This window comes from Psychrobacter sp. FDAARGOS_221, from assembly GCF_002313155.2.
Lineage (GTDB): Bacteria > Pseudomonadota > Gammaproteobacteria > Pseudomonadales > Moraxellaceae > Psychrobacter.
This window is the reverse complement of the sequence record NZ_NWFK02000001.1, coordinates 2,204,714-2,230,102: the sequence shown is the minus strand read 5'-3', so window position 1 is coordinate 2,230,102 and position 25,389 is coordinate 2,204,714. Positions and strand designations below refer to the sequence as shown.

19 protein-coding genes and 2 tRNA genes are annotated in these 25,389 nt (G+C 43.0%); 14 read left to right on the top strand and 7 right to left on the bottom strand.

Going from position 1 to position 25,389, the window contains the following annotated elements; translation table 11 throughout:
• Positions 1-7: 7 nt before the first annotated feature.
• Entirely contained in the window at positions 8-631 is a 624-nt protein-coding gene (locus tag A6J60_RS09375; protein WP_096065758.1) for an HD domain-containing protein, read from the bottom strand.
• Positions 632-792: 161 nt separating this feature from the next.
• Here A6J60_RS09375 and A6J60_RS09370 point away from each other — a divergent pair, with 161 nt between their 5' ends.
• Positions 793-1,371: a hypothetical protein gene (locus tag A6J60_RS09370; RefSeq protein WP_096065757.1), complete on the top strand. Its 579-nt coding sequence runs from the start codon at positions 793-795 to the stop codon at positions 1,369-1,371.
• 128 nt (positions 1,372-1,499) lie between these two features.
• Positions 1,500-2,813 (top strand): CynX/NimT family MFS transporter, encoded by a 1,314-nt coding sequence (locus A6J60_RS09365; RefSeq protein ID WP_096065756.1) that lies wholly within the window; start codon positions 1,500-1,502, stop codon positions 2,811-2,813.
• 142 nt (positions 2,814-2,955) lie between these two features.
• Here A6J60_RS09365 and A6J60_RS09360 read toward each other — a convergent pair whose 3' ends face one another.
• Positions 2,956-3,534: an isochorismatase family protein gene (locus A6J60_RS09360; protein ID WP_096065755.1), complete on the bottom strand. Its 579-nt coding sequence runs from the start codon at positions 3,532-3,534 to the stop codon at positions 2,956-2,958.
• Positions 3,535-4,127: 593 nt separating this feature from the next.
• Positions 4,128-5,219 carry a hypothetical protein gene (locus A6J60_RS09355; protein ID WP_096065754.1) on the bottom strand — a complete coding sequence of 364 codons (1,092 nt, stop codon included), beginning with the start codon at positions 5,217-5,219 and terminating at the stop codon, positions 4,128-4,130.
• Positions 5,220-5,415: 196 nt separating this feature from the next.
• On the opposite strand from A6J60_RS09355, the gene A6J60_RS09350 reads away from it, so the two are divergent.
• On the top strand, positions 5,416-6,357 hold the full coding sequence (locus tag A6J60_RS09350) for a phosphatidate cytidylyltransferase (protein ID WP_096065753.1): 942 nt from the start codon (positions 5,416-5,418) through the stop codon (positions 6,355-6,357).
• A 114-nt stretch (positions 6,358-6,471) separates the two neighbouring features.
• On the opposite strand, the gene fadA is transcribed toward A6J60_RS09350, so the two are convergent.
• Together fadA and fadB are read right to left on the bottom strand one after the other, a co-directional pair.
• The gene (gene fadA, locus A6J60_RS09345; protein WP_096065752.1) at positions 6,472-7,644 is read right to left on the bottom strand and encodes an acetyl-CoA C-acyltransferase FadA; all 1,173 of its coding nucleotides are present in this window, start codon (positions 7,642-7,644) and stop codon (positions 6,472-6,474) included.
• 130 nt (positions 7,645-7,774) lie between these two features.
• Positions 7,775-9,937, bottom strand: coding sequence for a fatty acid oxidation complex subunit alpha FadB (gene fadB, locus A6J60_RS09340; RefSeq protein WP_096065751.1), 2,163 nt, complete (start codon positions 9,935-9,937; stop codon positions 7,775-7,777).
• Positions 9,938-10,731: 794 nt separating this feature from the next.
• Here fadB and A6J60_RS09335 point away from each other — a divergent pair.
• From A6J60_RS09335 to A6J60_RS09285, 11 genes are all read left to right on the top strand, one after another.
• Positions 10,732-11,694, top strand: a complete 963-nt coding sequence (locus A6J60_RS09335; protein WP_096065750.1) for a polyprenyl synthetase family protein — start codon at positions 10,732-10,734, stop codon at positions 11,692-11,694.
• 115 nt (positions 11,695-11,809) lie between these two features.
• Entirely contained in the window at positions 11,810-13,912 is a 2,103-nt protein-coding gene (locus A6J60_RS09330; RefSeq protein ID WP_227526107.1) for a tetratricopeptide repeat protein, read from the top strand.
• Between the two features lie 307 nt (positions 13,913-14,219).
• The gene (gene lolB / locus A6J60_RS09325; protein WP_096066540.1) at positions 14,220-14,816 is read left to right on the top strand and encodes a lipoprotein insertase outer membrane protein LolB; all 597 of its coding nucleotides are present in this window, start codon (positions 14,220-14,222) and stop codon (positions 14,814-14,816) included.
• 75 nt (positions 14,817-14,891) lie between these two features.
• The gene (gene ispE / locus A6J60_RS09320) at positions 14,892-15,866 is read left to right on the top strand and encodes a 4-(cytidine 5'-diphospho)-2-C-methyl-D-erythritol kinase (protein WP_096065749.1); all 975 of its coding nucleotides are present in this window, start codon (positions 14,892-14,894) and stop codon (positions 15,864-15,866) included.
• A 329-nt stretch (positions 15,867-16,195) separates the two neighbouring features.
• Positions 16,196-16,271: transfer RNA gene (locus A6J60_RS09315), tRNA-Gln, on the top strand.
• Positions 16,272-16,496: 225 nt separating this feature from the next.
• A tRNA-Gln gene (locus tag A6J60_RS09310) sits at positions 16,497-16,572 on the top strand.
• Between the two features lie 86 nt (positions 16,573-16,658).
• A complete protein-coding gene (locus A6J60_RS09305; protein WP_096065748.1) occupies positions 16,659-17,615 on the top strand; it encodes a ribose-phosphate pyrophosphokinase in 957 nt (318 codons plus the stop codon).
• A 323-nt stretch (positions 17,616-17,938) separates the two neighbouring features.
• Positions 17,939-18,619: a 50S ribosomal protein L25/general stress protein Ctc gene (locus A6J60_RS09300; protein WP_096065747.1), complete on the top strand. Its 681-nt coding sequence runs from the start codon at positions 17,939-17,941 to the stop codon at positions 18,617-18,619.
• Positions 18,620-18,742: 123 nt separating this feature from the next.
• Positions 18,743-19,330 carry an aminoacyl-tRNA hydrolase gene (gene pth, locus A6J60_RS09295; RefSeq protein ID WP_096065746.1) on the top strand — a complete coding sequence of 196 codons (588 nt, stop codon included), beginning with the start codon at positions 18,743-18,745 and terminating at the stop codon, positions 19,328-19,330.
• Positions 19,331-19,649: 319 nt separating this feature from the next.
• Complete coding sequence (gene panD, locus A6J60_RS09290; RefSeq protein WP_096065745.1) at positions 19,650-20,030, top strand: aspartate 1-decarboxylase; 381 nt, start codon at positions 19,650-19,652, stop codon at positions 20,028-20,030.
• Positions 20,031-20,290: 260 nt separating this feature from the next.
• Complete coding sequence (locus A6J60_RS09285) at positions 20,291-21,250, top strand: calcium/sodium antiporter (protein WP_096065744.1); 960 nt, start codon at positions 20,291-20,293, stop codon at positions 21,248-21,250.
• On the opposite strand, the gene A6J60_RS09280 is transcribed toward A6J60_RS09285, so the two are convergent.
• Together A6J60_RS09280 and A6J60_RS09275 are read right to left on the bottom strand one after the other, a co-directional pair.
• Positions 21,247-22,530 carry an outer membrane protein transport protein gene (locus A6J60_RS09280; RefSeq protein WP_096065743.1) on the bottom strand — a complete coding sequence of 428 codons (1,284 nt, stop codon included), beginning with the start codon at positions 22,528-22,530 and terminating at the stop codon, positions 21,247-21,249. The two genes, A6J60_RS09285 and A6J60_RS09280, sit on opposite strands and share 4 nt — an antisense overlap.
• Before the next feature lie 262 nt (positions 22,531-22,792).
• The gene (locus A6J60_RS09275; RefSeq protein ID WP_319830063.1) at positions 22,793-25,045 is read right to left on the bottom strand and encodes an NADPH-dependent 2,4-dienoyl-CoA reductase; all 2,253 of its coding nucleotides are present in this window, start codon (positions 25,043-25,045) and stop codon (positions 22,793-22,795) included.
• Between the last annotated feature and the right edge of the window lie 344 nt (positions 25,046-25,389).

Here is a 25,389-nt window from a genome sequence, read left to right as displayed (position 1 = left end):
CTCTTTATTACTCATCAATTAACCAGCCTTGCTGCGTGGCATAGTCTATTTGTTTAGCGACCCAATCATGGATAGAGGGAAAACTGTCTGCGATAAAGGCGTGCATGCCAGCCACTTGTGAGCGCTTAACGCCATGATCACTCCAGGTTTTACCGCCAGTATTCATGTTTAATATAAAAGGTAAAATACGATCAACCACTTTTAATAATTGAGTCTCACGGCTGCTGCCCGTTTCCTGCTCATCCCACACTTCAACGAGATTACTAATACCGTTGCCTGGCTCTGATTGCAGACGCTCAATACCTTGACGCTCCTCAATATGAGCATCACTACGACCTTGTGCATACAAAAAGGTATCACCAGCGTCTATCTCGCCCAAATCATGCACCAAAGCAAGTTTAAGCAATTTTTCATGATTGACATCCAGCTCAAACAGCTCAGCAATAGACCAACACGCCATTGCCAAATGCCATGAATGCTCGGCTGAGTTCTCAAGCCTTGTGGTCTGAGGCACATAACTGCGGCGACTGACACGCTTCAAGGCATCTAGCTCCAATAAAAAGTGAGTCACATCTTCAATGCTGATGTTTTTGTCGTTTGTTAATGGCTTAAGGTTGTTGGTGATTGGCATAAGTTTTTCTCATTACACAATTTTTCTTTGCAGGGAATCCTGCTTTAAAAGGAACAGGTTTCAATTTAAATTGATTATTATAAAAGTACCAGAATACGCTTAGGATACGCTCATTATTATTTATAACAAAATAAGACTACGACAAGATAGGATAATCGGTCATGACAAACAACTCACTTATGTTAAGCCTATTGATTGGCCTGTTGCCTTTAACCCATATCGCTCATGCTAAACCCTACCAACCGGCATTGCATCAGCCTGTTAAATTAAACAGCTTAGCGCAGCAAAAGCAGTATATTAGGCAAATCTATGCTGAGGTCAATAACAACCTTGGCAGCTATCAACTGACAAATATTGATAATCATGGTCATAGCACCGAAGGTGGGGTGATTAAGTTTTATACCGATCAAAATCAGATCAGACTGATTGAAGAAATCTACTATGGGGAAACCGGCAAATACAGCCTGCAATATTATTTTGCAAATAATGACTTATATTTTGTATTTGAACAAACAGTGCGTTACAACGCGCCGATAAGTTTTGATACTCCATCCCTGGGAATGGAAGCGTTTGATATCAAAAAATCGAAGATAGCAGAAAACAGATACTATTTTTATAACGGCTCGATGATTCAGTGGCTAGATGAGGACAAGCAAAGTGTCTCACCCAATAACTCGCGCTATATCAATAAGCAAAATCAGCTATTGCGTGCGGTCGAAAACGCCTTACGCCAACGCTAGAAATGCGTTAATCTAGTAAAGCAGTTAGATTTCATTTGACTGACTTAGTTGATTCACTTAACAGTTGTTTTAACGGTTATTCAGGCTCATACTAATGGCATGGCTATCAATCAGACAAGGAGTCGTCGATGCCAAACCGCCCTATTGCCCAAAATCCGTCTGCTGCGCAAAATCTTGCCGTAACCGCAGACAACCCCCACACCACTCAACCCGCATCATCAACCAAGCGCCCGTTATTAGGTGCGCGTAAACAACACCATAACAGATGGCTCATTATCGCTGGGTTTGCCTTATTACTAGGCATTAATCAGTTTTTGTGGTTAAGCTTTGCGACCATTATTATTAGCACTCAGGCCCACTTTGGGGTGAATGAATTTTTTGCCAATCTGCTCACCTTGATATTCCCAATCGTGTTTGTATTACTCGCCATTCATTCTGGCAAAATACTGGATAACCACGGCTACAAAAAGGTCGTCAGCTATGCCGCTGTATTAATGCTTGTCGGTTCAGTGATACGTTGGCTTGGCGTTGATAGCTACTGGATTGTATTTGCTGGGCAGCTGCTGATTGCTATTGCTCAGCCCTACATCACTAATGCCATCAATCAGGTCACTACAGACTGGTTCGACAAATCACAGCTGGCAACCGTCACCGGGGTGATTATGGGCGTGATGTTCTTAGCCACTGCCTTGGGCGCATTTGCCTCCGCCCCTTTAATAGAGCTGTTTGGCTTCTCCGGGATGCTGATGCTTAATATGGCGTTGACCGCCATTGCAGTCGCTTTTTTCTTGTTAGTAGTTGCAGAAAAGCCGCAAAAACATGATGACGCCATTTCATTACACGAGATTGAATCGTTATTGAAAAACAAACGTTTATGGCTGATTTCATTAACTATATTTATTGCGATGGGCTACTTTAATGGACTCAGCAACTGGATTGCGCCTATTCTCGAACCCCGTGGTATTGATGAAGCAACTGCAGGTGTGATTACGGCCATGTTGATCATTGGCGGCATCTTAGGCGCACTGATTATACCGCTACTGTCCGACTATCTGCACAAACGACGTATTTTTTTGATCATTGCCACTTTAGTAGGTGCTTTAGCTACCTACCCCTTATTGTTTTTAAGCTCTGGCACGACCACCCTTATTATCAGTTTTGTGTTGGGCTTTTTCCTATTGGCCGGCTATCCATTATTGATTGCTGCTGCAGAAGACACGGTGCATCCGTCACAAGCGGCTAAAGCGGTTGCCATGCTGATGCTAATGGGTAACTTAGGCGGTGTGGTGATGGTATTGTCTATGCAAGGAGTAAAAGTGATGACCAATAGTTGGGCACTGTCTGGCTGGGTGTTGATTATCTCTGTGGCTTTGGCCAGCTTTTTGGTACTAAAAATACGTGACAAACCGTTATCTTATCGGGTACCGACAAACTCGATATAGAGGCTCTGTTATCAAGCAATCTATTTAAAAAAAGCCGTGATGGATATGTTATCCATCACGGCTTTCTACAACATTAGCTTTGAAAATTAACTTTAAAAATGAGCTGTGGTTGATTGTGTTTAATGGGTTGAGCAGGTTGGTTTTATTTAATCAACTGACTAATCGCCTTAAACGCTGGGTCTTTACTTGATCGACACAGCTCAAACAATATCGCCTCTGTGGTCGTAATAACCGCCCCAGCTCGGCGCATTCGGCGAATGGCTTGACGACGATCATAAGCACTGCGTGATCCAGTGGCATCAGCAATGACCACCGGCTGCATGCCGTTATCGAGCAAATCAAGCACGGTCTGCATCACGCACACATGGGTTTCGATGCCGCAGACGATGACCGAGGTGCGGTTTTGCTGCGCAATATGGTTCCATACCTCATCGTTATCACAGGCACTAAAGGTCACCTTTTCAATGACTTTGGCTTTGCTGGTATCTAATACGTCCATGACTTCAGAAACGGTTTCGCCCAAACCCTTCTTGTATTGCTCATTTAGCACAATAGGCACGCCCAATAGCTGTAAGCCTTGGATTAAAGTGGTTGTTTTTTTAATGATTTCGTCATTACGATAGATATGCGGTGCAAGCTTTTGTTGCACATCAATAACCATTGCTTGCGCATTATCTCGCATGATGCGATACGTTTTGTCTGTAGTGATGGTCTTTGACATAACACACTCCTTGTGTCGGTTATAAAACTAGATAAATATCTTATCCTTATTAAGTCACATAAAGTGGGTGTGGTCAAATATTCTTACCACCTCTTACACTTTGCTATCTAAAACATCGGTTACGGTTAGCTGATACTGATAGTAACCCATATGTCCATAGTTACCAGTCTGACTTATCATTGCTTTAATACGCACATCCTTTAACTCATAAAGAGAGTGCGTTCTGCCGCTATCTTTGGCTAACTTATCTAACAAATGACCTGGGTCAGCGATATGATAGACCTCACCGTTGTCTGCAGTAAAGCTAAACTCTTCTAACGTCTTATTTACGTTACCGGTTAATACCTATGGCGGCATAAGCGACGACTTTTCAACAAACTCACTGTTATTATCATTTGCTTGTGTTGTCGACACTTTGCTGTGTACAAATAGCGCTACGCTCAAGCCAATTACAGATATTAGTGCAACTTTTAGAGTGGTGTTATGTTTTGGAATCATCGGTATACCTTGATATTTTCTAGCACAATACAATGATTGATAATCTAAAAGATGAAAGCTTTTCGTTGTTATAACAACGATACACTTACATCATTCTAATGAGAAACATCATAATTAATATCAATTTTTGCTGAAAAAACAATCAAAGCAGTCATAGCTAAACCAATAAAATAGAGATAGAAAAAACTGCGAAGCGTGTTAGCCATTAGTTCCTGCTGTGAAATATAATATGGCTTTAACAATATAGGTTTGGTCGTTATTGGCACTGAGCTACTTTTGATTGCTTTCATATAGACAGATTGAGAACTGCTACTGATATTTTCCTGCTTTTTATAAAACTTAACATTTTGGTTGTTATGCTTAAAAAAATCCGCTTTAGACTGTCTAAAAAACGCATTCGCCTCATCTAGCTGTTGCTGCTCGCTAAGAGAGTAGCTGATACTTCTATCATAAAAACCAGTCAGCCAAATATTTGTTGCTTCCTTAAAAGGAGCGACGACAAATAAAGTCATTTCGTAATCTTTTTTGAAAAAATCATAGCGCGATTTAGTTTCTCTATAATTTACAATATATGAGAATTGTTTTGGATCGACCTGCTGATCAGCATTAACCTTAAAATGAGTCTCATCAGGGTATTGAGCTACTTCACCTATCGTCTGAACATTAACAATATTAGTCATTCTATCTAATAGATAAGCTTGCCCCATCATGGCTGGCAGTATGATACTTATGATCATGATGACAAAGATGATAGTGGCACTATTGCTTGCTGAGCCTATTTTTAAAAAGGTATATCTAGGGCGTAACAATATGACTAGAAGTGCAGTTGTGATAACAATAGGGATTATGAAGTCCCACCAAAGCTCGCTTATGTCTAAAACATCCCACCTAATATCAAATAAATATCGACATAAAATACATAGCGTAATAGAGACAATGCCAACAAGCACATAAGGAATAAAAACAGTCGTTAGCTTTATGATGAATGCCGATTGGTCCCGTACTTTTTCAGGATATTTTTTATTGGATTTCGTTGATTTAAGCCTACTTTTTTGACTTTTGTTGTTGTCATTTTTCTTCGATTCTGCTCTTTTATTAGGTCTTAAAGAATTTAATATCCTTTGCTTAAAAGATAGTATTTTATGTTTGTTAGGCTTTTTGGTTCGTCTGTTATTTTTATTATGCATCTAACGCCCAATAACCTTGATAGGAAAAAGAATCTAAATAAGTCTACTTTAATAAATGATACAGCCTAAATAATTTAACCTAGCATGGCATCGTTTCTACTTAAGCATCTTTTCTATTAATTCACATAAAGCGCATAGGGTCAAATATTTTAGTTATACTAGGCTTATCTGCACCAAAACTAATTGAGATCAACTGATGACATGGACTCCCAACACCCTCTTCATGCTCAGTATTTTAACGATAAATCTTATCGTCTGGATACTGTTAGCCCTACCCAACAACCGCCAAAAACTGCCTAAAATCTATCTAATTGTCCGTTCTTGGCTATGGATGTTGTTTGCCTTATTCTTATGCTTTTATTTATCTGGAATAACCGATACCGATGGTAGCCACAGACCTTATTGGTGGGCGATTGATCTGCTACTCGCTATTATTGGGGTACGTGGATTATTCGAAATATCCAGATTATGGCGCTCAAAAAGTAAAGTCGCCTTTGTCGAAAAGCTTGAAAGTCTCAATGTACAGCCTGCCCCTGCTCAATCAAGCAGCCGTATTCATTCAAACAACAGCATTCATTCAAGCAGTACAGCGCAAAAACTAAATCGCAGCAAACGTTTGGCAAACTGGTGGCAACGTGTGACCTGGGTTGACACTGGACTGTGTGTGGCCTTTATTTATCTGATTATCAGCCTGATGGCTTTGGCGCACCTTACGCTTGTCCGTCAGCAGGCAGGCATGTTCTTATTTGTCATTTTTGCCAGTCAATTTAACGATATTGCACAGTATTTGTGTGGCCGCTGGCTTGGTGGGCGATTTTTCAAACGAAAGTTGGCACCGACACTAAGCCCGAATAAAACCATCGAAGGTGCTTTATTTGGCAGCCTGCTATCTGCCTCATTGGCAACCTTGCTCGGATTATGGCTAACGCCTTTTTCAGTGATTCAATGCTTTATGATGGCTTATTTCTTGGCCATTAGCGGCATTATTGGAGATTTGTTTGAGTCTAGCTTTAAGCGCCGTCATGGTATTAAAGACACAGGCACCATGCTTGCTGGGCATGGCGGCATCTTGGATCGAGTGGACAGCTTATTAATCGGCGTGCCAGTGATGACCTTTATTTATTGGCAGTTTTTGTAACTTATAACCAGTCTATTTTTAAATTAAAAAAAAGTGCCTCTAACCATTAGCTAGAGGCACTTTTTAATATAAGAGGATAAACGCAACCCTCTTAATATTTTATCTAATCAGCGATTAAACACGCTCAATCACAGTAGCGATACCTTGACCTAGACCGATACACATAGTGGCTAGACCAATTTCAGTATCCATCTGCTCCATCGCGTTCAATAGCGTCACAGTGATACGTGCACCTGAACAACCTAGTGGGTGACCTAGAGCAATAGCACCACCGTTAACGTTCACGATGTCTTGCTTGTCCATTAGGTTCAATGATTTCAATACAGCTAAGCTTTGTGCAGCAAACGCTTCGTTTAACTCGATGGTTTGCATGTCATCTAAGCTCATGCCAGCACGTTTTAGTGCTTTTTGAGTGGCTGGTACTGGGCCATAACCCATGATAGCCGCGTCACAACCAGCAATCGCCATGCTGCGGATACGAGCACGTGGCTTCAGACCTAAGTCTTTCGCTTTTTGTGCACTCATCACTAGCATTGCAGACGCACCGTCAGATAATGCAGAAGAGGTCGCAGCGGTTACGCTACCGTTTGCTGGATCGAATACTGGACGTAATTTCGCTAATGATTCTAGCGTAGTATCAGGACGGATTACTTCGTCCACAGTGCAAAGCTGTAGGCGACCTTCAGCGTCATGACCTTCGATACCAACGATTTCATTGTCAAAACGACCTTCTTGAGTGGCTTCCCAAGCACGGCGATGTGATTCAACACCGAACTCATCTTGCTGCTCACGCGTGATGCCATTCATACGACCTAGCATTTCAGCAGTTAAGCCCATCATGTTAGAGGCTTTAGCATAGTGCTTAGAGGCCGCAGGGTTGATATCGATACCATGCATCATGCCCACGTGGCCCATGTGCTCAACACCACCGATGATGAATACATCACCTTGATTGGTCATGATTTGAGCAGCAGCAGTGTGTAGCGCTTGCATTGATGAACCACACAGACGGTTAACGGTTTGGCCACCAGTCGTTTTTGGGATATCAGCCAATAGACCAATGTTACGGCCAATGTTCATACCTTGTTCTAGAGTCTGATTAACACAGCCCCAGATAATATCTTCAACGTCATTAGTGTCAAAGTCGTTACGCTTAACTAAAGCGCGAACCAGTTCAGCTGACATGCTATCAGCACGAACGTTACGGAACATACCGTTCTTAGATTTACCCATTGCGGTACGCACGCCATCTACGATGACCACGTCTTTTGGACTTAATGTTGTCATGTAATACTCCTTGAATTTTTTATCGTTTAGCCTAACTGACGCTGCTGCTCATTGTTGAGTCATGCACGAATAAGGCATATCACAGCATCAGTTGACTAATTAATTATTTAATCGTCCCAAGCTTATCGTATTAGGCTTTTGGGTAAAACGTTTCGCCAGCCGCTGCCATATCACGGATTTTCTGTGGCGCTTCATACGCTTTGCCTAGGTGAGCATATTTCTCACATAGCGCTAAGTAGTTATCAAGGCCAACTTGGTCGATGTAACGGCATGGACCACCACGGAATGGAGGGAAGCCAACCCCCATAATCATCGCCATATCCGCTTCTGCTGGAGTGGCTACAATTTCGTCTTCTAAGCAGCGAACAGTCTCGTTACAGAATGCTAGCATCATACGATCGATGATGGTTTGATCTTCAAACTGTTGAGTATCACCATCAGTGGTCGCTTTTAGTAGCTCATAAGTGGCGTCGTCTGCAGTTTTCTTAGGCTTGCCACGCTTGTCTTTTTCATACTTGTAGAAGCCAACGCCATTTTTCTGACCCAGACGGTTGTTTTCAAACAGATGCTTGATAGCGCCTTTGTAGTCTGGCTTCATGCGATCTGGGAAGCCTTCTGCCATTACTTCTGCGCCGTGTACGCCAGTGTCTAGACCAACCACGTCGATTAAATAGGCAGGACCCATAGGCCAGCCGAATTTTTCCATTACTTTGTCAACATGAACAAAGTCAGCGCCTTGTTTTAATAGAAGATCAAACGCGCCGAAGTATGGGAACAATACGCGGTTTACTAAGAAACCTGGGCAGTCGTTTACAACAACAGGCACTTTACCCATACGCTGAGCTAGCGCAACAGTGGTTGCAATTGCTTCTTCTGATGATTTCTCACCACGGATAACTTCAACTAATGGCATGCGGTGTACTGGGTTGAAGAAGTGCATACCCACGAAGTTCTCTGGACGCTCAAGCACAGTCGCTAGATGAGTGATAGAGATGGTTGAAGTGTTAGATGCCAAGATAGCGTTTTCTTTTACTAGGCCTTCTACTTCTTTTAATACAGCGTGTTTTACTTTTGGATTTTCAACAACGGCTTCGATAACGATATCCGTTTCACCAAAGTCGCCATAGTTTAAAGTAGGACGGATGCGGCTTAGCGTTTCACCCATTTGAGCTGGAGTCATTCTCTTACGCTCAACTTGCTTACCTAATAGCTTGCTGGCTTCGCCCATACCCAAGTCTAATTGCTCAGACTTGATGTCTTTCATGATAATTGGCAGGCCTTTTGAAGCCGCTTGATAAGCAATACCGCCACCCATGATACCAGCGCCAAGTACCGCTGCTTCATCGATGTCGTGCGCTTGTTTGCTGTGCTGTTTAGCTAGTTTCTTAACGGTTTGATCGTTTAAGAACAGACCCACTAAGCTTTCAGCTTGTGGTGTTTTCGCTGCTTTAGCAAAGTGTGCTGCTTCTACTTTAATCGCTTCATCGCGACCCATGTTTACATGCTTTTCAATCGCTTGAATCGCAATAGCAACGGCTGGATACTGTTTAGGATTGGCTTTAGCGAAGATAGCGCCTTTGGCACTGTTGAACGCCATCGCTTGCTCTAATTGATTTAATTTAACAGGCTGTAGCTTCTCTTCACGCTTGGCTTGCCAATCTAAATCGCCAGCAATGGCTTTTTTGACTAGATCAACAGCGGCTGCTTGTAGGTCATCTTGTGCAACAACCGCATCAACCAAGCCTAATTTAAGCGCTTGAGCTGGTTTTTGTGGTTTACCGGTTGCAATAAGCTCTAATGCGTTGTCAATACCGATAACACGTGGCGTACGAACACTACCACCGAAGCCTGGGAAGATACCTAGCTGAGTTTCTGGAAGACCGATTTGCGCTTTTTCGCCCATCACACGGTATTCACAAACTAGAGTCATTTCACAACCACCGCCTAGTGCTGCGCCATTGATAGCCGCAACTTTAGGGAATGGTAGGTCTTCAAAACGGTTGAATACACCGTTAATTTCAACGATCCAGTCTCTGATTTCAGTTTCTTCTTTACGGAAGTGACCAACGAATTCTGTGATGTCAGCACCAGCGATAAACACGCCCTTGCCTGAGGTCACAACAAGACCTTTAATGCTATCAGCTGCTTTTTCAAGAGCAGCAACCGCTTCTGTAAACTGCTGATTGGTTTCGGCATCAAACTTGTTAACGCTTTCATTTTCAGCGTTAAACTGCATATTGGCGATGCCATCTTCTAACATCGATACCGTAATGCGATTACCTTGATATATCATGTAAATCTCCTTGTTATTGTGAACGCGCTTAATGTTGTCATCATTCGCCTGTCGTAGCTTACACTTGCTTATCGTACAATGAATCAATAGCTTACCGTGTATTGGACTAATAACTTACCGTACATTGAAACAATAAATATAAGTACAATGAGCTGACAATATAAAGAGTAACTTACGTCTAAAAGTCGTTAAGTCACCATTATCATAGTTTTTGTTGGATTAAGAACAAACCCGCTTGGTTGACTGCATCAAGTACAGAGCAATCATACAGAGGCTGTATGAAGTTAATATTATATAATTTACGCCTCATCATCTGCACTCTACAATCTCTACGTCGGTTAGTGTATGGGATTTAACCCCTTGCTGTCACAGCGCAATAGCTGACTCATAGGTCATATATTGTCTATAGTGAAGCGGTGTTCCTATAATGTCAAAATATCTCACGTAGCCAATTGGTAACTTTTAGGTAATGGATATCTTTAGAAAATAGATACAATCTTGCCGGCCTTATCTATGCCATCAACATAAATGATTAATAAAAGTTGACATTGATAACAAGCACACAACCACTTATTGATGCCAATCATTTATAATAAGCAATCAACAACATATAGTTAATCGTTTGCTCAACATATGAAACCTATATAGCGTAACCTATAAAATATAGAGTCTATTCAACGCGGTCCAAAGTGTTAAGGCTGTTAGCAACCGTTTACAACAACCCATTAAGTTAGACCTTTATTTATTTAAAATTAATTTGAAACTTTTACCCCATCTGTATCGAGCCCCAGTTTATGACAAACCAGCACGTCAATTCCCAGATCAACCGTGACAGCACTTTTGATCATTTTAGTCAGCAAGTCATCACTACCTTGCAAGCCGATATTGAACAATTACTCACTCATGCGGCATTACCCAGTCCTTTAAACGAGGCCTGTTTTTATGCCATGACAGGTGCGGGTAAAAAGGTACGTCCCCTGCTGGTAGCGAGTGCCTATCATAGCGTGCTGTCATCATCGACTGACTCAGACGATTCAGCAACCACTATCCGCTTAAATGACAGCTGCCGACGAGCTATGTTGGCAGTTGAGCTGCTGCATACTTATTCTTTAATTCATGATGATCTGCCGTGTATGGACGATGACGACTTACGCCGCGGCCGCCCGACTTGCCATATTGAGTTTGGCGAAGCGACTGCGTTATTGGCAGGTGATGTATTACAAACTTTAGCATTTGAGGCACTCAGCGCAGACTTGGCTGGTTTTGAGCCTATCTCTGACACCCACGCTGCGAAGCTTATTCGTGCGTTTGCCCCAAGAGCCAGACGCATGGTGTCTGGGCAAATGCTGGACTTAAATGCAGAAGATAAGCAAGTCACCCAAGATGAGCTAGAGGCCATCCATCGCGATAAAACTGGTGCATTGATTGAAGCGTCAGCTCTAATGGGCGGAGTTTGCGCCGATGCCACACAAGAGCAGCTACAAGCCTTACGCCTGTTTGCCAGCAGCTTAGGTTTAGCCTTCCAGGTCCAAGACGATATCCTTGATGTCACTTCAGACACAGATGTATTGGGCAAGCCTACCGGTAGCGACGAGGGACTTAATAAGTCAACTTATGTTAAGCTCATGGGTGTCGAGTCAGCCACGGATTATGCCAAATCTTTGTTTGATGACGCCACGACCAGTATCGATCAACAGTTTGGCAATCATACTGCGTTGAATACATTGGCTGATTGGCTGTGGGATAGAAAAAAATAATCTCATGCAGCCGCTATAAAATAACAACAAGATTGTCTTTGATTTAGCTGTTCTGTCGCTGTATTTTATTAGCTGTTTTTTTACCTGACGATTTACCAGACCAAAAGGACTGCTTTTGTTGCGTTTTTTTCATCCGTCTAAACGAAAGACCAAGCAAGTTGACACCATCCGTGTTCGACCAAAAGCGTCCTTGTTCAAAATAAAGACTAAAACCGGCACCCAATCAAAACAGTCAAACGCAGCTTTCAAGTTTCAGACAACCGCTAAAACAAAGTCTAACGTCTGGGGCAGTACTCGTCGCTTGCGTCATTCAGTACAGAGCAAGCATCAAAGACCATTCAAATATCAAAGACAGCTAACTAACACCCGCCAGCGCTTAATAAGACTGTGTCTACTGCTTAGCTTAACTGGTATGGCAACTCATTCGATAACCGCCAATGCCAGTGTATTGGACCCAATTCGCTGGGTGCTATCGCCTTTTATTAACTTGGTTAGTAAAAATGACAATGAAGCAGAAGAAGACTTGCCTGAATCAGGGGGTCTATTTACAGAGCAGGCCTCACTCGATCCTAATGCAGCGAGCCACCCTGCCACAACCAATAATGATCGCTTAGCGTTAACTGCCGAACGCCCTAGCTTACTGAACGTGATGCAAGCTGAGTTTATGGTAGATAGAGGCGACATCGATAGCGCGCTGAAAATTTATAAGCAAGAATCGTTTAAAAAAGAATCGACCACTGTATTTGAGCGGGCGTTAGAGCTATCGCTGCTATACGATATGCCTGAAGAGTCGCTTGAGTTTGCCTTGCAGTGGCAGCAGCAAAATCCAGAGCACATCCCTGCCCTATTTTATGTGGCGCATTTGGCATTAAAAGCCAACAACTATGATTTAGCAGGCGATGTACTGGGCCAAATATTAGACTATGACCCGCAAGCCGACTTAAGTGAAATTCTAATCGGTATTTATCCGACCACCGACCAAGATCAGCGTCTATTGCTTGAGACCTTGTTGTCGCTGCCTAAGCATGATAATCCTTCGCTACTGGTGATGCAGGCAGGTCTGATGTCGCAGCTTGGGCAACCTGACATCGCGTTGGTCAGTATCAACCGCGCGTTACGCTCAAAGCCAGACAATGCTGCGTTTATCGTTTTAAAGAGCGACATCTTAAAGCAGCTTGAGCCTGACCGTGAGGTGCTGCAATACGTCAGTGGTGAACGTAAACGACTCAAAGACAATAAGTCATTGTATCTATACGAGATTCGCTATCGACTCGAGCTTGGACAAACCCAAGACGCTTGGAACTTATTGATTAAAGCGCATGATCTGTTTCATGATGATGAAGTAACCCTATTGGCTGCGCTAGTCAGTATCGATATCGAGGCCTATGACACTGCCGATGAGCTGCTGTCTGGTTTAGCGTCGTCACCATCTTATATTGACCAATCTTATTACTACTTGGGCATCAGCGCTGAGCGTCAGCAAAAGTATGAGCGTGCCGAACGCTTTTTATCAAAAGTGATGCAAGAAAGCTTGGTATTACAAGCCCGTCAGAAGCTGGTATCTATCCAGTTATTAAAAGGTAATCCTGAACAGGCACTAGAAACGTTAACCAAGTTTAGTCAGCAGTTTGAGGTATATGCACCAGAAAGCGCCATTATGCAGGCTGAAATTTTGCGCCAGCAAGACAAACTCATCGAAGCGAACAAGGTGCTGGCCGATGCCAACCGTCGCTACCCAGACGATACCAAGCTGTTGTTCGCTCGCGCACAATTATTAGACAATGACAAAGACGCAGCTTTAAAGCGCCGCTTATTAGATCGACTGATTTTGATTAATCCTGAAGATCCCAACTATCTGATTGCGTTGGCGACCTTATTGTTTGAATCAAACAGTGAAAGAGACGTCGAGCAAGCCCTGACTTTGGCGCAGACGGTGTTAGATATTCCGTTTAATTCTCCACAATTTGATCAAAACAACTATCTGGCTGCCTTAAACCTTGTTGCAGCAGACGCTTTATCTGAGGCTCGTTATGAGGATGTCATCGCCTATTTAGAAGACACTTATAGCATATCACCAACCTTAGATTCCGGTATCTTGTTACTGCGTGCGTATCAAGGCATGCAGCAAGAAGATAAGGTGATTAACCTGTTTAACGACATTCAGCAGCGATTTGCGGTTGGGCAACAGGATTTAAGCGACCGTCTACAATCTTACTAGTCGAATACTGATTAATAGCTTTGATGGATAATATTAATGATTATTGGTGATCACTAGTACTAAATGACTAACAAAAATATCAACGCTAATCATACTTTTGCTATTTAGATGACTTGATTTTTTAAAACACACCATCCCTTAAAAAATATAATCTCTTAATACATATAACTACTTAAAACACATAGCCATTTAGAACATATAAATAAGGACTTTTATTATCATGACCGCACTTTCTACTTTAGAGCTACTGACTTCAAAAAAACTACCAACAAGTAGCGTTAATAAACCAAGCAAAAACTTACTTGCTATGGTATTGGCCAGCTCTGTGCTTGCCTTAACCGGTTGTCAGACTACTCAGCATATGGCAGCGGATAACACTAGCCCTATTCTGGCGACGGATCAGACCGCCTATCCTGAACTGTTACAACAGTTTAATATCCGTGGCAAAATCGGTGTCACCACGCCCAAAACTGAAACCAGTAATGCGCAATCAGGCAGTGCTTTTTATGTCTGGGCTCAAGAAGACAACCGCTTCGCTATCGACATTACCGGCGCTTTAGGCATCGGTCAAACCACCATTCAATACAATGGTGCTACCGCGACCTTGGTCAGTGAGCGCACTGGTGAAATTACCGCCAGCTCGCCAGAAGAGCTGCTACAACGCGCCACAGGCTGGCAAGCACCCATTTCTCAGTTACGCTATTGGATATCAGGTCGCCCTGCGCCTTCAGACAGCAACAGTCAATTAGATCAAAACGGACGCTTGCTAAGCAGCCAAAATGGCGACTGGACCGCCAGCTTTAACTATCTATCTAATAATGCTACCGACCAACGTCCGAACCGAATTAAGGTCGCTCGTACTGACGGTCATAAAGTCGTGATGACCATTGAACATGCCAAATAGTTAGTCATTTTTATTACTGACAAACCGTTGCCCTAGTCCGTTATTTTCAGACAGTCTGCTTAATGTGATGCCCTTATGATGCCAAATACCTGCTTGAGCTTGTTTTCACCTGCCAAAATTAATTTATTTTTGCATATTACCGGTAAGCGTGCTGATGGTTATCACAACTTGCAGACCGTGTTTCGGCTATTGGACTGGGGCGATCAATTAGACTTTGCGCTAACCTCTCACACCTTTAATCCGCACCAAGCTATCGACGACGATAATTTGCCGTTGACCCTAGACAGCAATGTCGCGGTTACCGATAACCTAGCAGACAACCTGATTACCAAGGCAGCCATCGCCTTGTTAGAGCATATCAAAGCAAATGCTCATCAAGTTGGCACACTCCCAGACACTCTACCAGTGATAGCGGTTAAGCTTAATAAGCAGATACCGGCAGGCGCTGGCTTAGGCGGGGGCTCATCGAATGCCGCGACTACTTTGATTGCATTAAATCAGCTTTGGGGCAGTCATTTAGAGGATCGCTCATTTAACGAGGCAGTAGAAATTGTAGATTTGATCAAAATCGGTGCAACTGTTGGTGCTGATGTGCCGATTTTTATCTTTGGACAAGATGCGATTGCCGAAGGTATTGGAGAACAACTCACCGCCATTGACCTGCCGTATCAGCATTTTTTGTTATTACATCCAGATGCACACGCCTCAACCCAAGGTCTATTTCAGCACCCCAGTTTGCGCCGTGATATGCCCTCTATTGCGACCGCTGATATTGCCGCATCGCAAGCAGACTATTTAGATGGATTACAGCTGCCCTATTGCAACGTTTTTGAGCCTGTAGTCACAGACTTAGTGCCGCAAATTGCAGATGCCTTGCATTACCTGAAGCAATTACAGCCTGTAACCGGTAGCAGCGCGCGTATGACCGGCACCGGCAGTTGTGTCTACTTACCGATACCAGCTGACAAATTAGAGGCGGTGAGACAGCACGTCATATACACCTCACCGCCGCCTTGTGGCTATGTATTTACTCAATCTTTATCTGGCTAATCAGTCTTTAGCCAGTGACTTAGCCGCTAAGCCTAAATTTTTGCAATAAATACTTAAATAGTGATTCCAACGAAGCACCATATGATGTATAGTCTAAAAGCTTAAAAAAACAGCACTAATAATGAGTGATGAGATATTGGCTAAACAAACAAGCCAAAACATTCTTGTTCACTCAAGTTGTACTGAGATAAATCTGATACGGTCACTATTTATGGCCTTAAAATATCAGTATTAAAGCGCTTGTTTTGATCTAAAAATAAGTTCTTTTAGATTTATCTTGAAAAACAGTTGCAATGGCGAAATTATTGTGTATAATAACTCGCCCATAAAGGGGTATAGCCAAGTTGGTAAGGCATCAGGTTTTGATCCTGACATCCGTTGGTTCGAGTCCAGCTACCCCTGCCATATTCGTCAAAGGCTCAGTTGCTTTAAATTAAAATAAAACGGCTGAGTTTGTTGACATATCTACTAAGTTTTCGGTATAGTTCGCCTCGAACGAAATCAAGAAAACGATCAGCAAAAGTATCAAAATATTAGTAAGCCCATTTATTAATATTTTGGTAGTAAATTATCAGAAGACATGCTAAGTTAATACAAGCATAAGACTTCTTGATAAGGTTAGTCTGTTACAGGGGTATAGCCAAGTTGGTAAGGCATCAGGTTTTGATCCTGACATCCGTTGGTTCGAGTCCAGCTACCCCTGCCATTTTCTAAACGTTCAACCTTCTTCTTTATTTGTGCAGTCTCTACTGCTCCTTCTGTCTGTTAAGTCAAATAAATAGGACTTGAACCATGCCATATCTGGCGATTTTTACGGGTAATGCCCACCCTGAACTGGCAAAAACTGTCGCAGATCACCTACACATTCCTCTTGGCCGTGCTGATGTCACGCGCTTCTCTGACGGCGAAATCGCTGTAGAGATCAAAGAGCACGTACGTGGTAAAGACGTCTTCATCCTACAACCTACATGCGCCCCTACTAACGATAACCTGATGGAAATCATGGTTATGGCTGATGCATTGCGTCGTTCTAGCGCTGGCCGTATCACCGCTGTGATGCCTTATTTCGGCTATGCCCGTCAAGACCGTCGTCCGCGTTCAGCACGTGTGCCTATTTCGGCTAAAGTAGTGGCTGATATGCTTAACATCGTTAGCATTGACCGCGTCATGACCGTTGATTTGCATTCTGACCAAATCCAAGGTTTCTTCGATATCCCAGTAGATAACATCTACGGTACCCCTGTGTTACTAAAAGACCTGCAAAAGCAAGGTTATGAAAACCTAATGGTTGTTTCGCCAGACGTTGGCGGCGTAGTCCGTGCGCGTGCGATGGCAAAAGAGTTAGGTGACACTGAGTTGGCCATTATCGATAAACGTCGTGCCCGTGCGAACGAATCACAAGTGATGCATATCATCGGTGACGTGAAAGATCGTGACTGTGTGATTGTTGATGACATGGTAGATACCGCAGGTACTCTGTGTAAAGCTGCGCAAGCACTGAAAGACAATGGTGCACGCCGCGTATTAGGCTATATCACTCACCCTGTTTTATCAGGTAAAGCATTGGATAACATTAGCGCATCAGTCCTTGATGAGTTGGTCGTCACTGACACCATCCCATTAACTGATGAAGCTAAAGCGTGTGAAAAGATCCGTCAGGTGACTATCGCACCATTGTTAGCTGAAAGCTTACGTCGTATTAATAACGAAGAATCTATCAGTGCTATGTTTGAGTCTATCAATACCTAATCAGACATCATTACTTGCTAGACACTGACTAATCAATACTAAAAACCGCTATCCTTATGGTTAGCGGTTTTTTTGTACTAGATTTTATCGCCTATTACACGTATAATACTGCCTTTCTGCGTCTGGCTAGGACTGGCGACCATTATGTCCTGTCCTATTAAGCGCTTAAGCCTCCTAATATTTTAAATAATAGTCGGCTGTTTATAAGCGCTGCATAGTAAACAGATGAAGGGAAAAACCATACGATGCTGCTTTAACGATGTTGGTCGCAAACATTGTTAGCGCACATCATCTAACCAAATTATTGAATCAAGGATACTCTTATGAGTAATGTACTATATACGGTAAAAGGCATTGCCCGTACCGAAGATCAGCAGGGCAAAGGTGCGAGCCGCCGCCTGCGTAAGCAAAACTTAGTACCAGCCATTATCTATGGTGGTAACGAAGAGCCTACAGCTATCGCTATTAAAAACAATGAGCTTTGGAAACTGCTTGAGAACGAAGCATTCTTCTCAAACATTTTGACCATCACTCTTGAAGGCGAAGAGCATCTAGCGGTTATTAAAGATCTACAGCGTCACCCATCAAAAGGTTTCCCAATGCATGCTGACTTCCAGCGCATTGTTAAAGGTCAGAAGATCAACATGAACATCCCAGTTCACTATGTTGGCCGTGAAACTGCACCTGGTATTAAAGCGGGTGGTATCTTATCTACACTTGTTACTGACATCGAAATCGTATGTCTACCACAAGATCTTCCAGAATATCTAGAAGTTGACGTATCTAACCTAGAAATTGGTGATTCACTACACTTAACAGACATTCAATTGCCTGAAGGTGTTATCTTATTCGAACTTGACGTTGATGAGCCAGTTGACCGCACTGTAGTTAACATGCAGGCACCAACTGTTGAAGAAGTTGACGAAGATACTGAAGAAGAAGTGGATGCTGCTGACGTACCTGCTACAGAGCAAGGTGGTGAAGAAGATAAAGGCGAAGAATAATTCGTCTGCTACCAGTATAGTGGCTAATCTCAATAGCTTAGATGACCGCTTTCATGCGGTTGTCTAAATCTATATACTAGATCTTATACTGGCAGTCACAACTTATTATATAGTGAGAACGCTATGTCCCAACTTAAACTTATTGTTGGGCTTGGCAACCCAGGCCAGCAATATGTCGAAACCCGACATAATGCTGGTTTTTGGTTTCTGGCCCTGATTGCTGATCAATTTAATATTGAACTTGCAGCAGACAAAAAATTTAATGGCTTAACCGGTCGTGGTCGTATTTATGATACTGACGTGCGCCTATTGTTGCCGATGACCTTTATGAACAAATCGGGTCAGTCAGTCGTACCCATGGCGAAATATTATGATATTAAGCCAGAAGAGATTTTGATTGCTCATGATGAGTTAGATATCCCAGCCGGTAGTATTAAACTAAAAACTGGCGGCGGTCACGGTGGTCACAACGGCTTACGCGATATCACACCTCATATCGGTAATGATTTTCATCGTTTGCGTATCGGTATTGGACATCCTGGCCATAAATCTAAAGTCAGTGGTCACGTCCTCTCTAAGCCCTCCCCTGATGATCAAATTGCGATTGAAGCAGCCCTAGAGGCGGCCATGGATTCTTTAAAATTGATGGTCACGGGTGATATTGAACGGGCGCGTACTCATATCAATGGTTTTAAACTACCTAATGCCTAATGCCTAATGCCTAATGCCTAGCTTAGAGTGCAGCTAAAACCAATCTTTTATATTATTCAATTCAAATCAGTGAAAGATCCTAGCTTAATTCAGACCTTTCATGACTGACCTCACAGCATGAAAGTCTCCACCCATTAACTGAGACTTTCAACGCTCTGCCTAAGTGATTTCAACAACTTTGCAAAAAATTGCAGATTATAGTGACAATTATGCGTATAATTTGTGCTCAAAGTTTTGTGCACCATCGTTATAGTGACCGTTATCCGAAGCAACTGGCTTAGATAACTTTAACTGTAATCACTATTTAAAGGAATGATCCATGTTATTGACCTTACTTAAAGGTAAATTACACCGTGCCCGTGTCACTCATGCTGACTTACATTACGAAGGCTCTTGTGGTATCGACGGTGACTTACTAGATTTGGCAGGTATTCGTGAAAACGAATCTATTGATATCTATAATGTCTCTAACGGTAAACGTTTTCGTACCTATGCTATCCGTGCCGAAGCTGGCTCTGGTATCATCTCGTTAAATGGTGCCGCTGCTTATCAAGCTGATTTGGGCGATATCGTGATTATCTGTGCTTATGCTCAGATGGACGAAGCCGAAGCAGATAGCCACAAGCCAAAGTTGGTGTATTGCAATAAAGACAATACGGTAAAAGATACGGCCAATGTTATCCCTGTGCAAGTATCTTAAAGTTGATTGATTGCGATTAACTGTATTTTTATTAGCAAGTCTTTGCTGTTATCAATTTATCGTTATATTGATTACCGATTACATCAAAAATCAAAGCAGCAACACCGCTTTTGATATCTTAGTTTGATACCCATTTGGACATATACCAAGCGCTAAGTGATTCAATTACTTAGCGCTTTTAGCTTTTATGCAAACTGTTAACACATATATGAACTATTAACAGATAACAATTAGAAAACGAAAAATTTTGGAGAATATTTATGGGGCTAGCATTACTGGCCGTCATTATCGGCCTCGCTGTTTTAGTATGGAGCGCCGATACCTTTATTGATGGCGCTACTGACTTAGCCATTCGCTTTAACATGCCAAGCTTTTTAATTGGCGTGATTATTTTGGGTGTCGGAACCTCAGCACCAGAAATGGTGGTTTCTGCCCTAGCGGCTTTATCAGGCAGTCCTGGCCTAGCGCTTGGTAATGCGTACGGCTCTAACATCATTAATATCACCCTAGTACTGGGTGTGACCGCTTTAATCAGTCCGGTGCTGATTCGCAGTGATGTGATTCGCTATGACTTGATGTTATTGCTTGGCGTGACAGCGCTGGCTGCGTTCCAACTGGTCGATGGCAGCTTAAGCTTTGCTGATGGTGTGATATTGATAGTGGCCTTGATATCAGTGCTATTGATACAGATTTATTTAAGCTTACGTCATCAAGCCGACATAGATCCAGAAGTAGATCCTAATAAGCCGGTTAATACTCTTAAGGCAGTCATTGCGATAGTCGTTGGTCTGGCACTACTCATTGGTAGCTCACAGGCCATCGTCTGGGGCGCTGTTAAGCTAGCCACCTTCTTAGGAATGAGTGAGCTGTTGATCGGACTAACCATTGTCGCAATTGGTACTTCTTTGCCAGAGTTGGTTGCCAGTGTTGCTGCTGCTAGACGCGGTGAACACGATATGGCGTTAGGTAATGTCATTGGCTCAAACTTATTTAACACGCTAGGTGTGGTTGGTTTAGCGGCTATTATTCACCCGATGCAATATATCGAGTCACAAGTATTGAGCCGTGACATGCTGATGGTTGGTATCGCCACCGTCTTGCTATTCGTACTCGCTGTGGTCGCTTTTAAGCGTCAAGGCGTTATGAAGCAAGCCAGTGGCCTAGTGTTGATTTTAACCTTTATCGGTTATTCAGTATGGCTAGGATTAACCTCGCTCTAGAAACGATAGCCTAGCTTCATACCAACTGCATAGCCATCGCCATCTTTAAATTTGGCTAAGGTCCGCTCAGACAACGTTTTCTCAACAGGTAGTTTTGAATAAGCGGTGCCCCCTTCAAACCACATATATTGGGCACCGGCAGACACATTAAAGTTGTCGGTCACATCATAGCTACCGCCCAAGGCAATGGTTTTAATAGAGTCATAAGGCCCAAGTAGGCTTAATGGCTCGCCGGTACCTGAATCATAGCCAGCCCGTATTTCACCTGAAAACTTAGGCGTAAACTGTTTGCCTAGAGCTACTTCAACCGAATAAGCATCATCGCCATATTCAGCCAATGGTTCTCCAACCACATCACTAATACCTTTGGGTGCAACATTGAACGCTGTCCACTCTACCCAACGCGCATTTAACATCCCCAACAGCTGATATTTTTCACTCAGCCCAGTTTGAAAGTCAAAGTTGACTGATTGTGGGGTTTTAAATTTAAGTTCCGTTGCGCCTAATCTATAGTCTGGATCTAAACCTAATGCGCCTTTTACAAATGGAGACTCATTAAAGTCCTCGGGATTACTTGGATCAAGTCCAACCATTAGACTTTCATTGCCACTTATCGTATGTTCGCCTTCACCGCGCCAAGTCAGGGCTGCTCTAAGCATAATTTCTGGTTTTTCGTAAGCAAAACCGACAACGGGCATCAGTGAGTGACTTTTGCCTTTAGTATCTAATTCATAATAGATAGGTATAGGGCCAAAGTCAGTTTTAAAGTTCTGAGCTATCTGTACAAAACCTTTAGCCTCCTGGTACTCTAAGCCACCATACAACCAGAAATTCTTATTTAATTTACCACCGCCTAGCAGCGTTAAACTTTTTGTGTCTACTCGAGCTTCTGTAGCCCCCATACCATTATTAAACTCACTGCCTGGTGAGTAGATGGTATCCACGCCAAACGGCTCATCATAAATCAACGCCAAAGCGGTATTCTCGGTCGGTGCTACTTTCACCGCGGCACCAAAAATATTGAAATTATCCATCATATCGTCAATTTTTTGATTTTGTTCTGGGTTCTCAATACCTCCAGCCACATCTGTACCTTCGATGTCTGGATCGACATAGGCGTAGGATAGCTCGGCATAATTGCCTTCTTCAAAAAACGGTAGGATAGACTGTTTGGTGTACTCTAGACCCGCTGCCTGTGCGCTGACGCTAGCAAATAAAGTGGTCAGTAAGCTTGTGGCAATCGCTGTGTGCAGTGTTGAAAGAGGTGGTTTTCTATTCATGACAATTCCTTTTGTCGGTTAACGATAATAAAGTCCTTATAGGCTATATCCTACTGATTTGTTTATTAAATGTAAATAATTATTTCATCTAATAAGCGCAATTTTGAATACTAGCTATTAATTGAAAGCAATAATTGCCAAAAAATTGACTGTTTAAAATTAAAACCAGATAACATTGATATAGAAAAAAGAGCGCTTAGGATCCCTAAGCGCTCTTTAGTAACTAACAATCTAGTTTTAGACTTTAAGTTTTCAGTTATGGTTACAGCTTAGCTGCCAGCTCAGCGCCATCACGGATCGCACGCTTGGCATCAAGCTCAGCGGCCAATTTTGCACCGCCAATAATATGATATTGGGTTTTTGACTTATTACGCTTGTTATCTGTTTCGACTGGCATCAGTTCATTAACTGACTCTTGACCCGCACATACCACAATGGTATCCACACGTAATAGCTGACTGTGACCTTGCGGTGTCGTAATCCATAGTCCTTCATTGGTCACTTTGTCATAGGTCACGCCTGGCATCTGCATCACGCCATGCGACTTAATATGGGCACGATGCACCCAACCTGTGGTTTTGTTTAAGCCTTTGCCCAATCGACCATTGCGGCGCTGTAGTAAATAAACCTGGCGTACTGGGATAATCTTCTCTGGCTTCAGCAGACCACCATCGGTTTGATATTCAGACTCATGATTGACGCCCCATTCTTGCATCCACTCCTTGATAGGCTGCGGCTCTGGGCGATAAGCAGGGTCTTTTAAGGTCTCAGGGCCAAGCTCATGCAGCGGCTGACCATGACGCGCAGTCAGATACTCACTGACATCGAAGCCAATACCACCAGCACCAATCACAGCAACGGTTTCGCCCACTGCTTTTTCACCTGATAGCAAGTCGGCATAGCTGATCACTTTTGGATTGTCAGCACCTTCTAGCTTACCAACTAGGCTACGTGGCACCACGCCTGTAGCGATAACCACATGGTCATACTCGCCGTCATCTAACATCTGCTGAGTAACTTTGGTATTTAACTCAATTTGAACATTATTGTGATTTAGCTCATTTAAGAAGTAACGTGTGGTCTCGAAGAACTCTTCTTTACCTGGAATCACTTTGGCATAATTAAACTGACCGCCTAAGATATCTTTGGCTTCAAATAAAGTCACTTTGTGACCGCGTTTGGCCGCCACAGTGGCTGCTGACATACCGGCAACACCGCCGCCGACAACCGCGATATTTTTTGGCTTCTTGGTTGGTGTATATACCAGCTCAGTCTCATAACAAGCCTGTGGGTTCACCAAACAGGTTGAGCGTTTGTTTTCAAACGTATGGTCTAGACACGCTTGGTTACACGCAATACATGTGTTAATTAAATCAGTCTGGCCATTGCGTGCTTTGTTCACCCACTCTGGATCGGCTAAGAAAGGACGTGCCATTTGAATCAAGTCGGCTTTACCTGATGACAGTACTTGCTCAGCGGTTTCTGGCATATTGATACGGTTAGCGGCCATCACCGGGATAGACACATGCTTTTTGACTTCAGCGGTATAATCAGCAAAAGCAGCACGTGGCACGCTGGTCACAATAGTGGGTACGCGCGCTTCATGCCAGCCAATACCGGTATTAATAATGGTCACGCCAGCTTCTTCTAACGCTTTGGCAACGGTAATCACCTCATCCATCACGTTACCATCTTGCACCAAGTCAATCAGTGACAAACGGAACAAAATAATAAAGTCACTGCCTACCGCTTGGCGAATGGCTTGCACCACTTCGATGGCAAACTTCATACGCCCGTGAATATCACCGCCATATTCATCTTTACGCTGATTCACATGACGTGACATAAACTGGTTCAACAAATAGCCTTCTGAGCCCATCACTTCCACACCATCATAGCCGGCTTGCTTCGCCAACGACGCGGCACGTGCATAATCTTCAATGGTGCGCTTGATGTTTCTGATGCTCATTTGACGTGGTTTAAACGGTGAAATCGGTGACTTAATAGGGCTGGCCGACACCACAAATGGATGATAACCATAGCGACCACTGTGCAAGATTTGCATGATGATCTTACTGTCATAACGATGCACAGCACGGGTCACACGTTGATGGTTAATAACATCAGCTTTGGTGTTCATCGTTCCGCCAGCCGGCAATAACCAACCTTCACGGTTCGGCGAGATACCGCCCGTAATCATCATTGCCGCCCCGCCCTTTGCACGTTCAGCAAAGTAAGCAGCAAGCTTGCCATAGTTATAAAAACGATCTTCAAGCCCAGTGTGCATCGAGCCCATTACGATTCTATTTTTTAAGGTCGTATGGCCCAGATCAAGTGGCTCAAAAATATGCGGATAAGTGATATTGGTCGCAGCAATCTGGTTGTTATCCGTATCTTGCGACTGACCTTTTGGCTGATTTTGTTGGGATTCTAGTGGCTGAGAGTTTGACGCTTTACTGGCGTCGATGTCCTGACATTCTTTTGAATTATGATTAAAGGTAGCGGCGACTGCCATAAAAGATATCCTTATAAAATAGGTGAAAGATTTATGTCTAAAAGACCATAAAAATGAGGTAATTAAAATCTTATTGTTGCTCAGCAGGAGCGATAACACTCAATTCTCAAGGCTTAACATACAATGCTCAACGTACTGAGCCGACTAGCCCCATTATCGTCAGCGGTTATTGGTCATTAGTATTTAAATTTTAGGCTTAACTTGTTGGTCATGAGTTAAACTGATTTGGCATCAGCTACACCGTCCACGGCTATCAAATAGCTCACTTTATCGACTTATGCCTTTGTCATAACAGCATTTTTTTATGTTCAGTAGTTGACCTTAGCTTTTCAGTTAACATATAC

What these genes read in the sequence shown, in the direction of transcription:
- A6J60_RS09375 (WP_096065758.1), bottom strand. Translation starts at nt 631, where the DNA reads ATGCCAATCACCAACAACCTTAAGCCATTAACAAACGACAAAAACATC.
- A6J60_RS09370 (WP_096065757.1), top strand. Translation starts at nt 793, where the DNA reads ATGACAAACAACTCACTTATGTTAAGCCTATTGATTGGCCTGTTGCCT.
- A6J60_RS09365 (WP_096065756.1), top strand. Translation starts at nt 1,500, where the DNA reads ATGCCAAACCGCCCTATTGCCCAAAATCCGTCTGCTGCGCAAAATCTT.
- A6J60_RS09360 (WP_096065755.1), bottom strand. Translation starts at nt 3,534, where the DNA reads ATGTCAAAGACCATCACTACAGACAAAACGTATCGCATCATGCGAGAT.
- A6J60_RS09355 (WP_096065754.1), bottom strand. Translation starts at nt 5,219, where the DNA reads ATGCATAATAAAAATAACAGACGAACCAAAAAGCCTAACAAACATAAA.
- A6J60_RS09350 (WP_096065753.1), top strand. Translation starts at nt 5,416, where the DNA reads ATGACATGGACTCCCAACACCCTCTTCATGCTCAGTATTTTAACGATA.
- fadA (WP_096065752.1), bottom strand. Translation starts at nt 7,644, where the DNA reads ATGACAACATTAAGTCCAAAAGACGTGGTCATCGTAGATGGCGTGCGT.
- fadB (WP_096065751.1), bottom strand. Translation starts at nt 9,937, where the DNA reads ATGATATATCAAGGTAATCGCATTACGGTATCGATGTTAGAAGATGGC.
- A6J60_RS09335 (WP_096065750.1), top strand. Translation starts at nt 10,732, where the DNA reads ATGACAAACCAGCACGTCAATTCCCAGATCAACCGTGACAGCACTTTT.
- lolB (WP_096066540.1), top strand. Translation starts at nt 14,220, where the DNA reads ATGGTATTGGCCAGCTCTGTGCTTGCCTTAACCGGTTGTCAGACTACT.
- ispE (WP_096065749.1), top strand. Translation starts at nt 14,892, where the DNA reads ATGATGCCAAATACCTGCTTGAGCTTGTTTTCACCTGCCAAAATTAAT.
- A6J60_RS09305 (WP_096065748.1), top strand. Translation starts at nt 16,659, where the DNA reads ATGCCATATCTGGCGATTTTTACGGGTAATGCCCACCCTGAACTGGCA.
- A6J60_RS09300 (WP_096065747.1), top strand. Translation starts at nt 17,939, where the DNA reads ATGAGTAATGTACTATATACGGTAAAAGGCATTGCCCGTACCGAAGAT.
- pth (WP_096065746.1), top strand. Translation starts at nt 18,743, where the DNA reads ATGTCCCAACTTAAACTTATTGTTGGGCTTGGCAACCCAGGCCAGCAA.
- panD (WP_096065745.1), top strand. Translation starts at nt 19,650, where the DNA reads ATGTTATTGACCTTACTTAAAGGTAAATTACACCGTGCCCGTGTCACT.
- A6J60_RS09285 (WP_096065744.1), top strand. Translation starts at nt 20,291, where the DNA reads ATGGGGCTAGCATTACTGGCCGTCATTATCGGCCTCGCTGTTTTAGTA.
- A6J60_RS09280 (WP_096065743.1), bottom strand. Translation starts at nt 22,530, where the DNA reads ATGAATAGAAAACCACCTCTTTCAACACTGCACACAGCGATTGCCACA.
- A6J60_RS09275 (WP_319830063.1), bottom strand. Translation starts at nt 25,045, where the DNA reads ATGGCAGTCGCCGCTACCTTTAATCATAATTCAAAAGAATGTCAGGAC.